This is a genomic window from Flexivirga sp. G2 (assembly GCF_055397625.1).
The window spans coordinates 4,460,700-4,474,315 of record NZ_AP039675.1 but is presented as its reverse complement, the minus strand read 5'-3'; the positions used below and the strand labels follow the sequence as shown (position 1 = coordinate 4,474,315).

General features: G+C 69.3%; 10 protein-coding genes. 1 reads left to right on the top strand and 9 read right to left on the bottom strand.

What is annotated here, in order from left to right:
* Position 1: 1 nt before the first annotated feature.
* From ispH to ACZ50J_RS21610, 5 genes are read right to left on the bottom strand one after another with little or no spacing between them, the layout of a single operon-like run.
* Positions 2-1,468 (bottom strand): 4-hydroxy-3-methylbut-2-enyl diphosphate reductase, encoded by a 1,467-nt coding sequence (gene ispH, locus ACZ50J_RS21630; RefSeq protein WP_464299217.1) that lies wholly within the window; start codon positions 1,466-1,468, stop codon positions 2-4.
* On the bottom strand, positions 1,465-3,555 hold the full coding sequence (shc, locus tag ACZ50J_RS21625) for a squalene--hopene cyclase (RefSeq protein ID WP_464299216.1): 2,091 nt from the start codon (positions 3,553-3,555) through the stop codon (positions 1,465-1,467). The genes ispH and shc overlap by 4 nt, the downstream gene beginning before the upstream one ends.
* 3 nt (positions 3,556-3,558) lie before the next feature.
* Entirely contained in the window at positions 3,559-6,027 is a 2,469-nt protein-coding gene (gene hpnE / locus ACZ50J_RS21620) for a hydroxysqualene dehydroxylase HpnE (protein ID WP_464299215.1), read from the bottom strand.
* Positions 6,024-6,884, bottom strand: a complete 861-nt coding sequence (gene hpnD / locus ACZ50J_RS21615) for a presqualene diphosphate synthase HpnD (RefSeq protein ID WP_464299214.1) — start codon at positions 6,882-6,884, stop codon at positions 6,024-6,026. The genes hpnE and hpnD overlap by 4 nt, the downstream gene beginning before the upstream one ends.
* 1 nt (position 6,885) lies before the next feature.
* Positions 6,886-7,743: a squalene/phytoene synthase family protein gene (locus ACZ50J_RS21610; RefSeq protein WP_464299213.1), complete on the bottom strand. Its 858-nt coding sequence runs from the start codon at positions 7,741-7,743 to the stop codon at positions 6,886-6,888.
* A gap of 95 nt (positions 7,744-7,838) precedes the next feature.
* On the opposite strand from ACZ50J_RS21610, the gene ACZ50J_RS21605 reads away from it, so the two are divergent.
* Positions 7,839-9,053, top strand: coding sequence for a PucR family transcriptional regulator (locus tag ACZ50J_RS21605; protein ID WP_464299212.1), 1,215 nt, complete (start codon positions 7,839-7,841; stop codon positions 9,051-9,053).
* A 5-nt stretch (positions 9,054-9,058) separates the two neighbouring features.
* Here the strand turns inward: ACZ50J_RS21605 and ACZ50J_RS21600 are convergent, their stop codons facing one another.
* From ACZ50J_RS21600 to ACZ50J_RS21585, 4 genes are read right to left on the bottom strand one after another with little or no spacing between them, the layout of a single operon-like run.
* Entirely contained in the window at positions 9,059-11,062 is a 2,004-nt protein-coding gene (locus ACZ50J_RS21600) for a bifunctional phosphatase PAP2/O-acyltransferase family protein (protein ID WP_464299211.1), read from the bottom strand.
* 46 nt (positions 11,063-11,108) lie between these two features.
* Positions 11,109-11,774 carry a DUF3159 domain-containing protein gene (locus ACZ50J_RS21595; protein ID WP_464299210.1) on the bottom strand — a complete coding sequence of 222 codons (666 nt, stop codon included), beginning with the start codon at positions 11,772-11,774 and terminating at the stop codon, positions 11,109-11,111.
* 6 nt (positions 11,775-11,780) lie between these two features.
* Entirely contained in the window at positions 11,781-12,683 is a 903-nt protein-coding gene (locus ACZ50J_RS21590) for a DMT family transporter (protein WP_464299209.1), read from the bottom strand.
* Complete coding sequence (locus ACZ50J_RS21585; RefSeq protein ID WP_464299208.1) at positions 12,683-13,459, bottom strand: SDR family NAD(P)-dependent oxidoreductase; 777 nt, start codon at positions 13,457-13,459, stop codon at positions 12,683-12,685. Before ACZ50J_RS21585 ends, ACZ50J_RS21590 begins: the two co-directional genes overlap by 1 nt.
* Between the last annotated feature and the right edge of the window lie 157 nt (positions 13,460-13,616).

Sequence of the window (13,616 nt, the reverse complement as noted above, 5' to 3'; positions counted from 1 at the left end):
GTCAGACGACCTCTCGAGGAAGGGTGAAATGGATGTTCTCGGTGACGCCTCCGCGACGGGTGACCTCCAGGTCCCCGAGGGCGCCGAGGGCGTCGATCAGCTGGTCGACGAGGACGGACGGCGCGGACGCGCCGGCGCTGAGCCCGACGGTGCGCACGTCGCGCAGCCAGTCGAGGTGTATGTCGGAGGCGTCCTCCACCAGGTGGGCGGCGGTGCCGGCCGCGGCGGCCACTTCGACGAGCCGGACGGAGTTGGAGGAGTTGGCCGATCCGACGACCAGGACCAAGTCGCTGTCGGCGGCGATCTCCCGGACGGCGTGCTGCCGGTTGCTGGTTGCGTAACAGATGTCGTCTCGGCGCGGCGCCTGCAACGCGGGGAACCGGGTGCGCAGTTCGGCTGCGATCACGTCGGCCTCCTCGACCGACAGCGTCGTCTGCATGACGTACGAAACATGGTGCGGATCAGGCACTTCCACTGTTCGTGCGTCGTCGACGTTCTCCACGACCACCACGTTGTCCGGCGCCTCGCCGCGGGTGCCGACGACCTCCTCGTGCTCGGTGTGGCCGATGAGGAAGACCGTGCGACCCGCCGTGCTGAACCGGCGCACCTCCTGGTGCACCTTGGCGACCAAGGGGCAGGTCGCGTCGATGATGCGCAGCCGGCGCTCCTCCGCCTGCACGCGCACCGACGGCGCGACACCGTGCGCCGCCAGGACCGCGGTCGCGCCCTCGGGAACCTCGTCCAACTCCTGCACGAAGATCGCGCCACGCTGTTCGAGCTCTGCGACGACGTGGCTGTTGTGCACGATCTGTCGCCGTACGTAGACCGGCGGACCATGTTGTGCGAGAGCACGTTCGACGATCTCGATGGCTCGCTCGACGCCGGCGCAGAAGGACTGGGGTTCGGCCCGCAGGATCGTGCGGCGAGCGCAGGCGTCGATCCACTCCTGCAGCACCGGCGCCGCACGGCGCAATGACCGCAGCGCCGTGATGCCACGTCGTAGTGTCCCGGGGTGGACCAGCGGATCGTCCGCCGTGTCGACCACCGCGCGTACGACGGCGAGTTGCCGAGGCTCGAGACCCTTTGCCAGATAGGCGGACTCGGTGTCCACGGCGATACCGCCGGCGGCGGCGAGGCGGTGACGTTCGTCGCCCGTCACCACGTGGTCGCTGCTCTCGATCGTCCCGACGTGGACGGTCAGTCCGGCGCGGCGCAGCGCCCCTGCCAGCAGCGGCGCTGCCGGCAGCGCCACGTCGACCCCGTCGGTGTGCAGCCGGTCGGCCACGACAAGGTCACCGGGGCGCACCTGTGGGGCGAGAGCGCCGGCGACGCCCGCTATGACGGTCGGTGCGTCGGTGCGGGGTGCGTGCCCGTCCGGCCCCCGGCCGGAAACGTATGGCGTGACGCGCATTCCGTGCTCCAGCGCCATTCGTTCGATGCGCAGCGGCGTCAGCAGTTGGGCGGTCATGACGTCTTCTTCGCCGTCAGCGACAGACTCGGTCTGTGCCCTTGCTCGCCGCCGCGGAGAGCTTGCACGGCACGGCCGAGGGCCCAGACCGGGAAGATCAACCGGTAGAGGTGATAGGCGATGTAGAAGTCGCCGGGGAAACCGGTGCCGGTGAAGCGGTCCTCGGCCCAACCACCCTCCGGCTGCTGGGTTTCCGCGAGGTAGTCGATGCCGCGCGCCAGGGTCGGGCCGAGTTCTCCGGCGGCGACGAGAGCCATCAGCGCCCAGGCGGTCTGCGACGGTGTCGAGTCGCCCCGGCCGATCCAGGCCGGGTCGTCATACGAACGCAGGTCCTCACCCCAGCCCCCGTCGGGGTTCTGGTGATCCTCCAGCCAGTGGACCGCGGCACGGATCGGGCCCGCACCCTGATCGACCCCGGCAGCCACGAGTGCCGGCACGACCGCGCCGGTCCCGTAGACGTGGTTGGCGCCCCAGCGGCCGAACCAGGAGCCGTCCGCTTCCTGGTGGTCGAGCAGCCACTGCACGCCACGCTGACAACGCGCACCACGCGAACGGCCAACGGCAGCAAGCATTTCCACCACATGGGCGGTGACGTCGGCAGACGGCGGGTCCGTGACAGCGCCGAAGTCGCAGAACGGGAGCCTCGACGGCCAGGTGCTGGTGTTGTCGGCGTCGAACGCACCCCAGCCGCCGTCCTTGGACTGCATGCCCGCGGTCCAGGCGGTTCCACGGGAAACGGCCTGCTCCTGGATCGGACCCCTCGTGGTGATGACGCGCTGGAGGCCCATGACGATGATGGCGCTGTCGTCGGTGTCGGGGTAGTTGTCGTTGGCGTACTCGAAGGCCCAGCCGCCGGACGGCAGCTTCGGCCGCTGCTCGACCCAGTCGCCGGGTGCCGTGATCTGTTCGTCGATGAGCCAGTCCGCGGCGCGGCGCAACGCCGGATCCCGTGGATCCACACCGGCATCCAGCAGTGCGTTCAGCGCGAGTCCGGTGTCCCACACCGGCGACTGACACGCCTCCAGTCGGCGAACCGGTCCGTCCGGAGTGTCTTCGCTGACGACGAAACCCTCGAGACCGTCGATCGCGGACTTCAACACCGGGTGATCGAGCGGGTAACCCAGGGTGCGCAGGGCCAGGATCGAATACACCCACGGCGGTTGTATGCCGCCCCACCCGCCGTCGGCCTCCTGGCGGGCGATGATCCACTCGGCCGCGCGACGCAGCGCGTTGCGCCGGACCGGTCCGATCGCGTGCCGGTGGTAGACGTGCAGTCCGGCGTCGAGCTTGCTGAAGAACCCCTTCGAGCCAAGCTGGTCGACTAGGCCGAGCCCCCTGGGGCGAGGTCGTATCGAGACCTTCTGCTCGCCTGGTCCCTTCGATACGGCCTCCGCACGCTCCGGCCTACTCAGGACGTCGCTCGATACACCTCCCCCGCTTCGCTTCTCCGGCACTCGACCAGCTTGTGAGCTCGACCCGCTCAGTTCGGACAGGTCCCACTTCATCCGCCGCTTGGGGCGGAGCGTGCACACGACCGTCAGCGGAACGATCGTCTGCCGGGCCCAGCAACCCCACGAGTAGATGTTCAGCGGCACCTTCTTGCCGAGGTACATCAGCTCGGGTGGCATCGCCGGCAGGTCACTCCAGTCCCACCAGCCGAACAGCGCGCACCAGATCCGGGTGAAGACTCGCGTCTCTTCCAAACCGCCTGCGGAAAGGATGAATTCGCGTGCGGCGACCATGTGTTCGGCGCGGGGTTTGTCCCCCGCCATACGCAGTGCGATCCAGGCCTCGACGGTGGTCGACAGGTCACCGGGGCCGCCGGCGAACGTCGCCCAGGTGCCGTCAGCACGCTGCTGGCTCCGGATCCACCGGGCAGTCAGCTCCCGCGTCTCGGCCGTGTCGATGCCCAGGAAGACGCGCAGCATCATGTCCTCGGCATCCATCGTGACGTTGGTCTCCAGCTCTCCCTTCCAAGCGCCGCTGGGCAACTGCAGGTCGAGCAGCCGACCGACCGCCCGATCGAGCGTCTCGCGGGCCCGGCCCGCCGTGGCGTCCGTCGATGGTGGTGTCGCGACGTGCGTCATGTGTCACATGTCCCTTCCGGCGACGTAACGCGCCACCGCGGTCAGTCCGGAAACGGCCGCCTCGTCGAGGTCGGCCCCGTGCAATGCTGCGACGGCGCTCGTGATGGCGGCGTCAGCGCTCGACCGGCACCAGTCCTTGGCGCCCAGTCGATCGAGTTCGGTTGCGATGCGGTCGAGTTCGGCATCTTCTGTGTCGCCGGCGGCGAACCATTGGCGAATCCCGGCGGAACCGGGTTGCTCCAGTGCCCAGCAGATCGGCAGTGAGTGCTTCTTCGCTCGCAGGTCGGAATGGTTGGACTTCCCGGTCACCGCCGGGTCGCCCCAGATGCCGAGCAGGTCGTCGACGACCTGGAACGCGAGCCCGAGGTTGCGTCCGTAGGTCGCCAGCGCTGTCCGTTGCGAACGGGTTGCACCGGTCAGCACCGCGGGTAGTTCCGTGCTGCAGGTGAGCAGGATTCCGGTCTTGGCGGCTGCCATCGCCTGACACTCATGGAGTGAAACCCGTTCACGTTTCTCGAAATCCATGTCGAGCATCTGGCCACGGATCAATTCGCGGGTGGTCGCTGCGAGCAGGTGGCCGGCCTCGGCGGTGTGTTCGCTCGGATCGGCCAGCAGTGTCTCGAAGGCCAACGCGTGCATCGCGTCGCCGGCGAGGATCGCGGTCGGCTCGTCCCAGACCGACCACACCGTCTCGCGGTGCCGGCGCGTGCGATCCCGATCCATGATGTCGTCGTGGACCAGCGAGAAATTGTGCACCAGCTCGAGCGCGACGGCACCGCCCACGGCGTGCGACGGGTCGGCGCCGACGGCCTGCGCTCCGAGCAGGGCCAGCATCGGCCGCAGCTTCTTGCCACCGTCCTCGCGCGCCGGATTTCCTTGGGTGTCAACGAAACCGAGATGGTAGGCCACGACCAGGCGATCCTGCCCGTCGAGCGTGTCCACCGCCTTGCGGAGCGCCGGCGTCACCAACGCCCGGGTCAGCTCCTGCGCCCTGCCGAACTCCGAAGCTCCTTGAGGAGCGACGAAGGAGCGTCTCGAAAGTACCGAAGGACCTTGAGGAGCGACGAAGGAGCGTCTCGAAAGGTGCTGGGGCCTCGAGACACTCGTTCCTCGTTCCTCGGCCACCTCAAGTTGAGCACCGAGGTCTGCACGCACCACCTCCGCAGCCGAATGCCCACTGCGCACAGCACCTTCCATGGTGGCGGGCCACCCGGTGTCGGTCCAGGCGCCGGCCAGCACGATGCCCGGCTGAGCGGTCCTGGCGGACGGCCGCAACCGGGCGCTGCCAGGCGCCGCACGGAACGTCGCTTCCGGCTCGCGGGTCACGAAGAAGTCGAGTACCTGTGCGTCCACCATCCGCGGCAGCAGGCGGCGAAGGTGCGGCAGCGCCCAGTCGCGGAGTTCGGCGTTGGTCCGGCCGATGAGGTCGTCCGCAGCGGAGATGGACACGGCGACGTACTGACCGTGTTGAAGACCGGCTGCAGCCGTCCGATCGAAGACCCACTGCAACGGACTGTCCACAGCCGCAACGAATTCCGTGTCGAGGATCGGCCGGTCGACCACGACGTGCACGTTGAGGATCGGTGAGACGCCGAGTTGCTCGGCGATGTCGGCCGGCAGGCCGAGCGACGCGGGATCGATGATCCGGGTGAGTGCGGCGGGCGGGACCGCGAGCACGACGGCGTCATACCGTGCATCGCCGCGGGACGTGCGCACCTCCACCCCGTCGCCATCCGGGACGATCTCGCGGGCCTTGGTGCGCAGGTGGACCGCGCAGCCGGCGTCACCCAGCGCCCGTTCACTGGCGTCACCGTGCAACTGCTGCAACGGGATTCGCGACCACCCGAGGTCGGATGCGCCGTTGTCGGCGAGCAGCCCGAGCTGGAACACCGTCGCCGCCAGAGCGAGCGAGCAGTTGTCGGCGTCGGCGTTCAGGGTCGCCTTGCCGATCAGCTCCCAGAGCACCTCGATCGACCGGTCGTCCGCTCCTTTGGACCGGAGCCAGCTCCCGAAGGTCTGCGCGTCGACGGCCGGGTCGGCGGGATCGACCCGGCCGAGTGCGAGGGCGATGGGACCGACCAGCAGCCGCTGCCGAAGCGGCATCCAGCTGTGCCGCAGCAGGGAGCCACTGAGGTGCAGGGGTGCGGGAAGGCTGTTGCGGATCAACCGGGTTCGTCGGTCCGACGCCTCACTGGCGATCGGCACCTCGAGACGTTCCTGCAGGTAGGTCAGGTGGCGTACGCCGAGCCGGTCGAGCAACCCGAGGTAGGACGTGCAGCAGCGCAGGAACGCGTGCTGGCCGCCGTCCACCCACATGTCGCCTCGCTGGAAGGAGTGCGTGAGCCCACCGAGGCGGGCGCGGGACTCCAGCAGCGTCACGCCGACACCGGCGTCGGCCAGCTCCAGTGCCGCGGTGATCCCGGCGAGGCCGCCACCGACCACGCAGACCGAGGCGCGCTGCCGGCCCGTCATACGGGCAGCACCGCCTTGGCCAGTGCGGCGATCGCCACACGACCCTTCTCGTGCGGTGGCAACGACATTCGTCGTTCGTAGACGGCCGTTGGGTTGTTCCGGATGCGTACCAACAGGTGGTGGTAGATGCCCGCCATCGCGGCGCAGGAGGCGGTGCTGCGGTGGTCCAGTTGCGGCAGCAGGCGCAGCCCCAGGTCGTACCAGTGCTCGGCGCGCTCCGCCGCGAAGCTGATGTATGCCGCCAGCCGTGCGTCCGGATCGTGCAGCGCGCCGCCGTCGTCGAGCCGCAACTGCACCCCGAACTGCGCGAGCTCCTCGGCGGGCAGATAGACGCGGCCGAGCAGCAGGTCCTCACGGATGTCGCGCAGGATGTTGGTCTGCTGCAACGCGATCCCGAGCTGATCGGCGAAGAGCGGCGCCCGAGGGTCGGTGCCCTTCCCGAAGATCGACAGGCAGAGCCGCCCGATCGATCCGGCGACGCAGCGACAGTAGACCCGCAGCTCGTCGAACGTCTCGTAACGTGCTCCGCGCAGGTCCATCTCGACGCCGTCGAGCAGTTCCTCGAAGGCGTCCAGCGGCACGGGGAAGCGGCGGGCGGTCTCGGCGACGGCAACCATCACCGGGTCGGTGGACGCGTCGAGGTCGGACAGCTGCTTGCGGACCAGTCCGAGCGCCGTCCGCTTGGACTCCAACGGCGCGTCGTCGTCGCCGATGTCGTCGATCCGACGGGCGAGTGCGTAGAGCGCGCAGAGGCCCTGGCGCTTCGGCGTGGGCAGCAACCGAATGCCGTAGTAGAAGTTCCGGGCTTCCGTGCGAGTGACGTTCTCCGCTGCCGCGTAGGCTTCCTGCACCGTCATCTCATCGTCCCCTGATCAGTAGCAGTCGAATTCCATGACGCAACACTGTGATTCGCCGAGGACGCAGTTCCTCGCCCTGCGTGACGTCACCGCCGGCGCGCTCCAGGGCATCCGCTGTCGCGAGTCCACCCGCGACATAACCAGCCACCGCGATACGTGCCCAGCCGCGCAGCTCGGCGACGAGTTGTGTTCCGACGGAGAGCATTTCGCGACTTGCCGCCACCTGGTTCAGGACGACGCGGCGCAACGCCGGTGCGTGATCCGGCAGCAGCATCGTGCTGTCGGTCAGACCTGCGGCACGCAACTGGTCCTGGGGGAGATAGACCCGCCCGGCGACGTGGTCCTCGATGACGTCCTGGCAGTGCTCGAGCACCTGGAGAGCGGCGCAGACCGAGTTGCTCCAGGTGACCCGCTGCGGGGTCGTCTGTTCGAAGACGGCCAGGACCAGTCGGCCGATGGGGTGTGCCGACAACGCGCAGTAGTCCAGGAGGGCCGGGAAATCGGCGTAGCGCGTGACCCGCTGATCCCGCAGGTTGGCCTCGATCAGATCGTCGAAAGCGTCCAGCGGCAAGGCGAACTCACGTGCGTATGGCGCAAGGCCGACCAGCACCTGCTCCGTCGGTCGCCCACCCGATCGCAGGGTCTGCAGGTCGCCGCGGAACGCCTCCAGCGCGGCCACCCGATCTCCCGGCGCGGCGTCGCCGAGTTGGTCGATGTGGCGGGCGACGTCATACACGGACAACAGCGCGTGGCGCCTGCGCGCGGGCAGGATGCGCAGCGCGACCGGGAAGTTCTCGGTTGCGGCGGTGGGTGTGACTTCAGGAGCCGTGACGCCCGAGGGAGAGGTTGCGCCAATCATTTGACTCCAGCTTCCTCCGGGTGAATCCGCAGGCGCTGCACCGAAAAGTGTGGAGCGGGCCGCCTTCCTTTGTCACCAAGTGATAGACCTGATGTGTGGGGTCCACGTTGAGCGTTGCCGACGTGCCCGGGAGCCAGCGGCCCGAGCTACGCCTCCTACAGGCGCGCCTGGTGGCGCATTTCCCGCAGATCATGCTGGCCGTCGCGCAGGAACTCGAAGTGCTCTGGCCGGCGTGCGTCGAGTTCGCGGCCGAACGTGGGACCGAGCTGGCCGACACCGCCGATCAGGTGGTGCCGCGGTTGCTCGCGACCGTCGAGGCAGATGCGCTCGCGCATCCGGCCACCGTCCCGGACCTTGATCCGCTGTTGGTCGCGCTGTTCGACCAGTTGGGGCGTGTGCAGTTCCAGCAGGGCCGCGACCTGAACGGCATCCTCACGGCATACCAGGCGGGCGCCCGCGTCGCGTGGGCACACATCTCGCAGGAGGCCATGCAGGTCGGCCTCGATGCCCGCCGGCTCTCCCGGCTCGCCGAGACACTCTTCATGCTCACGCACGACATCTCGGCGCGCACGACCGACGGCTACGTGCGCGAGCAGTCCGAGCGGGGGCTGGTCTCGCACCGTGCGCGGGGCGAGCTCTCCGGTCTGCTGATGTCCACGATGCCGGATCGCAACGGGGTGCGGCTCGCGGCTGATCAGGCCGGCTGGGCAGTGCCCGATGAGCTCGCGTTCGTGTTGTTGCGCGACGAGGACGACCCACCGCTGACCGCACGCCCGCGGCTGGATCCGGAGTGGCTGGTCGTGCACGTCGGTGACGTCGTCGGCTGGCTGGTGCCGTGGGTCGCCGGCATCGAGGCGCGGCTGCAGCGTGCGCTGACCGACGTCCCCGCGGTGGTGGGTCCGTCGGTGCCGGTCACGGAAGCGCGGCGCAGCATGCGGGTCGCCCGCAGCGCGCGCCGGCTGCAGGACGCCGGAGCATTGCCGAGCCGGCTGATCTTCGTGCACGACCACATCGACACCCTGCTGGTGCATCGCACCCCCGAACTGTTGGCAGCGTTGCGTTCTCGCGTACTGGTGCCACTGGATCGATTGCCGGCGGCCACGCGGGACCGGCTGCTGGAGACGCTCACCAGCTGGCTGCGGCACTTCGGTTCGCGGCGTGCGGTGGCCGAGGAGTTGCACATCCACCCACAGACCGTCCGCTATCGCCTCGACCAGTTGCGGGAGATCCTGGGCGACGCACTCGACGACCCCGATCAGCGTGCCCAGTTGTTCCTCGCCCTGGTCTGGGGCGCACCGCCCAAGAACTGAGCGGGTCAGCCCACCACTTCGGGGTCGCTCTCCGGCTGTCGGTTCGGCTGCAGCAAGCAAGCCCCGAGTTCCTCGGCATACGCCCGGGCATCCAGGACTTCGGCGTCGGTGACGATCGTGATGCCGAGCGTGCCGTTCCAGCTGAGCGCACCGACCGTCAGCGGTATGCCGGGCGCCGGCGGCAGGATCGGGTGCACCCGCCCGACCCGACTGCCGGCCAACGTGAAGGCCTGATCGGGTCCGGGCATGTTGGACACGATCGCCTGAAAATACTTGGGACCGTAGACAGTTTGGGCGAACCAGCGTCGCCCCGGATGGGGCACCGCGCGCAGTGCGGTCGCCATCACCCACCGGGAGGCGAGCGCTCGGGTGGGTGTGCGCAGTGCACCGCTGAGGCGGCATACCTCGTCGCGCAGGTCTGCCACGGGTGCCTGGCGCGCCGGGACGTCCAGGATGACCGCGCCGGTCAGATTGCCGCCGTCGTCCGCGCCGGGTGCTCTCAGCATGACCGGCACGGAGACACGCAGCCGGTCCGCGCAGTCGCGCGCGAGGTCGGGGTCGGCTGTGGCGAGCGCGGATCCGGTTGCCGCCAACAGTAATTCGGTGACCCGCATCCGATAGGTACGCGCAGCGGACCGGACCGTGTCGAGCGGGATCTCGAACGTCGCGAATCCACGCCGGGTCCCTCCCGACTGGAGCACGGCGGCCGGCTTGCCGTCCGTGGCCAACTGCGCCAGCCCTCGTATGACGCCGGCGCCCCGCTGCGCCGCGGACGGACCGGCCCGGGACGGGATCGGCAGCTCGTAGGGAGGCTCCAGCAGGTGCAGCAGCTTCGCGACGGCGCCGATGCCGTCGGCCATGCAGTGGTGCATGACGATGCAGAACGACACCTCGTCGCCGACGCCCCGGATCAGCCAGGCACGCCAGAGCGGCCGGTCCCGCGGCAACTCCTGTGCCGTGAGCTGCCCGACGAGCTCATCCAGGTCGGCCAGTCCGGAACCCTCCGGCAGCGACAGCTCCGTCAGGTGGTGCGACCAGTCGATCGGTCCGGCCGGGACCCAGCGCGACGCATCCGGCGCCGCCAGCCGGTCGGTGAAGTGCGGCAACTCGTCGAGGTGCGCAGCCAGCGTCGCCTGCAGTTGCGCGCGGTCCGGCAACGGCGCGCCCAGCACCACCAGGCCCCCGACGTTCTGCGCGTGCCCGGGCGACTCGACGTCCAGGAAGAACCCGTCGGACGTCGGCAGCGGGTCCCCGGGACGCCGCCGGCCCCACCACTCGGTCACCGCCACGGCGGCCACCACGACCACGGCCGCGCCGACCGCGTCGAGGACGTAGTGGTTCGCGGTCGCCAGCACGACATACAGCGTGACGGCCACGTGTATGGCGCTCGTCACCTGCAACCAGCGCCGGTGCGACATCCGGGCGAGCATGACGCTGACCCAGAGCGCCCAGGCCATGTGCAGCGACGGCATCGCGGCGAGCTGGTTGGCGCTCGCCACCAGCGGCGAACCCCACGACCCGACGGTGCCGCCGGTGGAGACGGTGTCGATGAACCCGGGCATCATCCGCGGCGGCATCAGCGGCAGCACCGCGAAGCACGCGAACGCCATCAGGTTGAGCACGAGGAACGAGTTGCGGGCCTGCCGATAGAGCGCCGGCGTCCACACGTAGGTGATCACGAGCAGCAGTGCGGCGGACAGGATGTAGGTCGTCGCATATTCGTAGTTCGCCGCCGTCATCAGCCCCGGATGCCCGGCGAGCCAGCCGTTCAGCCAGCTCTCGACGTCGAGGTGCAGCCACTGCTCCAGCTGTATGACGCGCTCCCCGTGCGCCCGCGCGATGGCCGTCCGCGACGAGCCGTGCAGCGCGTCGACCAGCAGATAGACCGCGAAGAGAGCGAGACCACCGAGCAGCTCGGTCAGCAGCCTGGGACGTCGGTCCCGCGACATGGCCGGCAGGTGCACCGACGGCAGGTGCAGATGGAAATGGTGCGGGTGGACGGCGCTCATCGGCCACCTCCCGCAGGAGAGGGTCGCCGTTCCGGCGCCGGGGCTACTAGGCGAACGAGATGCTGAAGTCCGGCATCCGGCGCAACCTGCTCCAGCCCCACGCGATGCACACCCCGACGGTCAGCAGCGTCAGCGCGGTGCTGAAGACGCCGCGGGACAACAGCGCGTCGCGGGCGCCGAACTGCAGGAAGCCCATGCTCATGCCGACGTCGATCAGTCGGGACGCACCCCAGAGGATGCAGATCTGGGTGAACATCCGGTGCGCCCGCTTGTCGTGCATCAGCATCTGCGGCAGGGCGATGAAGTCGCGGGCCAGGTGCTTGGTGATCGGCCGGCCGATGGCGGCGCTGCCCAGGAAGATCAGTGCCATCAGCAACGACCCGGCGATCGGTTGGAGCACGTAGATGTAGACGCTGGACAGCGCCAGCGAGAGCGAGGTCCGCCCGACCAGCATCAGCACCGCCATGAGCAGCGTGCGCGGCACGGTCGACTGGGTCCTCAGTCGGACGGCGACGATCAGCCCGGACCACACCAGGACCGAGATCAACCCCCAGAGCTGGCCGACGGTGGCGAGTGCGGCATACAGCAGCAGGGCCGGTATGACGACCGCCTCCAGCAACATGCGTCCCGCCCGTAACGCGGAGGTGCGCACGAACTCCCGGTCGATGATCAGGGCACAGGCGCCTTGCTGTGCCACCGGTCGCGAAGGCATGCCTCACTATGACACCGCCACCTGAGATTCGGCCGTGCTTTGGGTACGAGTCAGTGGGGAATGCGCGAGACCGCTGATCCCGATGCCGATGAGTACGGCGGTCACCGAGACCGCGGCCAGGGCACCTGCGGTGTGCGGCGCGGTGACGTGGAAACCGAAGATGCCGGCCAGATAGCTGATGACCGGGTTGGTGATGCTCATCGCCGCGACGGCCCATGGCAGCGAGCCGTTGGCGAACGCAGCCTGCTCGATCAGCAGCCCGGAGGCGGTCGCGACCGCGAGGCTGTAGCCCGGCCAGTCCAGCGCGGTGTGCAGGATGCCCGGTCCGAAGAGGTCCTCGGTGGTCAGCTTGGTGAGCACGGCGTTGCCGGCGAAGCACACGCCGGCGGCGATGGCGAGCAGCAGGCTGGCCGCCCGCGGGTCGTCCTGTTCACGGGCGAAGAGGACCAGCGCCACCACCGAGGCCGCCATCGCGAGCAGCACCCACACGACCTGCTCGCGGTTCGGGGTGCCGTGCAGCGGCGCGGCACCACTGACCGACAGCAGCACGACCAGGCCGGCACAGATGCACAGGACGTAGGCCCAGTCCTTCGGTCCGGGCCGGAGCCGGCTGCCGAGTCCGGTCAGCAGCAGCGCGAAGAGGACCTGGCTGACCATCACCGGCTGGACGAGGGCGACGCTGCCGAGGTGCAGCGCGGCGGCCTGCACCACGAATCCGACATTGTTGATGACGAAACCGGTGAGCCACAGCTTGCGGCGCACCAGCGCTCGCACGAACGTGGAGAACCCGTGGACGGTGCCGAGCGAGTGCGACCGGGTGGCCTGTGCCGCGGCGCGCTGTTCGAGCATCGCCGACAGCGCGAACGCGAAGGCGGCGACACACGCGAGCAACAGCACCAGCCACAGCATCAGTCGCCTCCCAACCTCGTCTGTTCACCCCAACGCCGGGCGAGCCGGGTGTATGCCGCGGGCCACGCCGCCCGAACGACCGGTGCCACCCGCAGGGCCGGGTCGCTCCAGCGCTCGCTGGACCCGGAAGCGATCAGCGAAACCACCTGCCGGGCAACGGTTTCGGCGTTCCTGGGTCGGGGTGACTTCCGGGCGTAGGGCGTGCCGCGACGGGCGAAGAAGTCGGTGTCGACGATGGCCGGGACGAAGGTGCTGATCTCGACCCCGGTGCCGGCGGCCTCGAGGCGCACCGACTCCGCGAACGCGTCGAGCCCGGACTTCGTTGCGGCATACACGGATTCGCCGGCGACCGCGGTGCGACCGGCGATGCTGGTGACGAAACAAAGGTGTCCGCGGCCGCGCGCCAGCAGGTCCGGCAGCACGGCGCGGGACAACGCGATGGGCGCGGTAAGGTTGGTCGCGACGAGTTCCGGGATGCGCTCGGGCGGCATGGAGTCGAAGCTGCCCTGCCAGCCGATGCCGGCGTTGTGCACGATCAGGTCGAGCCGCCCGTGGATCGCGGTGGCCTCGTCGATCAGCCGCCGATGTTGTGTCGGATCGGCCAGATCGGCGACCACCCGGCCGCCGCGCAGCTCGCGCGCCAGCGCTGCGGTGCGCTCGGGGTCGCGGCCGTGGACGACGACCTGCACCCCACGGTCGGTGAGCTGCCGGGCGATGGCGGCACCCAGACCGCCACTGCTGCCGGTGACCAGTGCGAACGTGCCGTGCAGCCTCATCGCGGCACGCGGCTTTCCGGGCCACCGCGTCGTCGCGTCAGGTGGTCTGTCCGGGGCCGAGGCGAATCCGCCACGAGATCAACCATATTTGTTCCCTATGTCTCCGCGACACCGGGTATTGCAGTTGCGTTGGGGTCGAGGTGACCGCCGGGAAAGA

Coding starts and splice junctions, on each gene's coding strand:
- ispH (WP_464299217.1), bottom strand. CDS start 1,468: ATGACCGCCCAACTGCTGACGCCGCTGCGCATCGAACGAATGGCGCTG.
- shc (WP_464299216.1), bottom strand. CDS start 3,555: ATGACGCACGTCGCGACACCACCATCGACGGACGCCACGGCGGGCCGG.
- hpnE (WP_464299215.1), bottom strand. CDS start 6,027: ATGACGGGCCGGCAGCGCGCCTCGGTCTGCGTGGTCGGTGGCGGCCTC.
- hpnD (WP_464299214.1), bottom strand. CDS start 6,884: ATGACGGTGCAGGAAGCCTACGCGGCAGCGGAGAACGTCACTCGCACG.
- ACZ50J_RS21610 (WP_464299213.1), bottom strand. CDS start 7,743: ATGATTGGCGCAACCTCTCCCTCGGGCGTCACGGCTCCTGAAGTCACA.
- ACZ50J_RS21600 (WP_464299211.1), bottom strand. CDS start 11,062: ATGAGCGCCGTCCACCCGCACCATTTCCATCTGCACCTGCCGTCGGTG.
- ACZ50J_RS21595 (WP_464299210.1), bottom strand. CDS start 11,774: ATGCCTTCGCGACCGGTGGCACAGCAAGGCGCCTGTGCCCTGATCATC.
- ACZ50J_RS21590 (WP_464299209.1), bottom strand. CDS start 12,683: ATGCTGTGGCTGGTGCTGTTGCTCGCGTGTGTCGCCGCCTTCGCGTTC.
- ACZ50J_RS21585 (WP_464299208.1), bottom strand. CDS start 13,459: ATGAGGCTGCACGGCACGTTCGCACTGGTCACCGGCAGCAGTGGCGGT.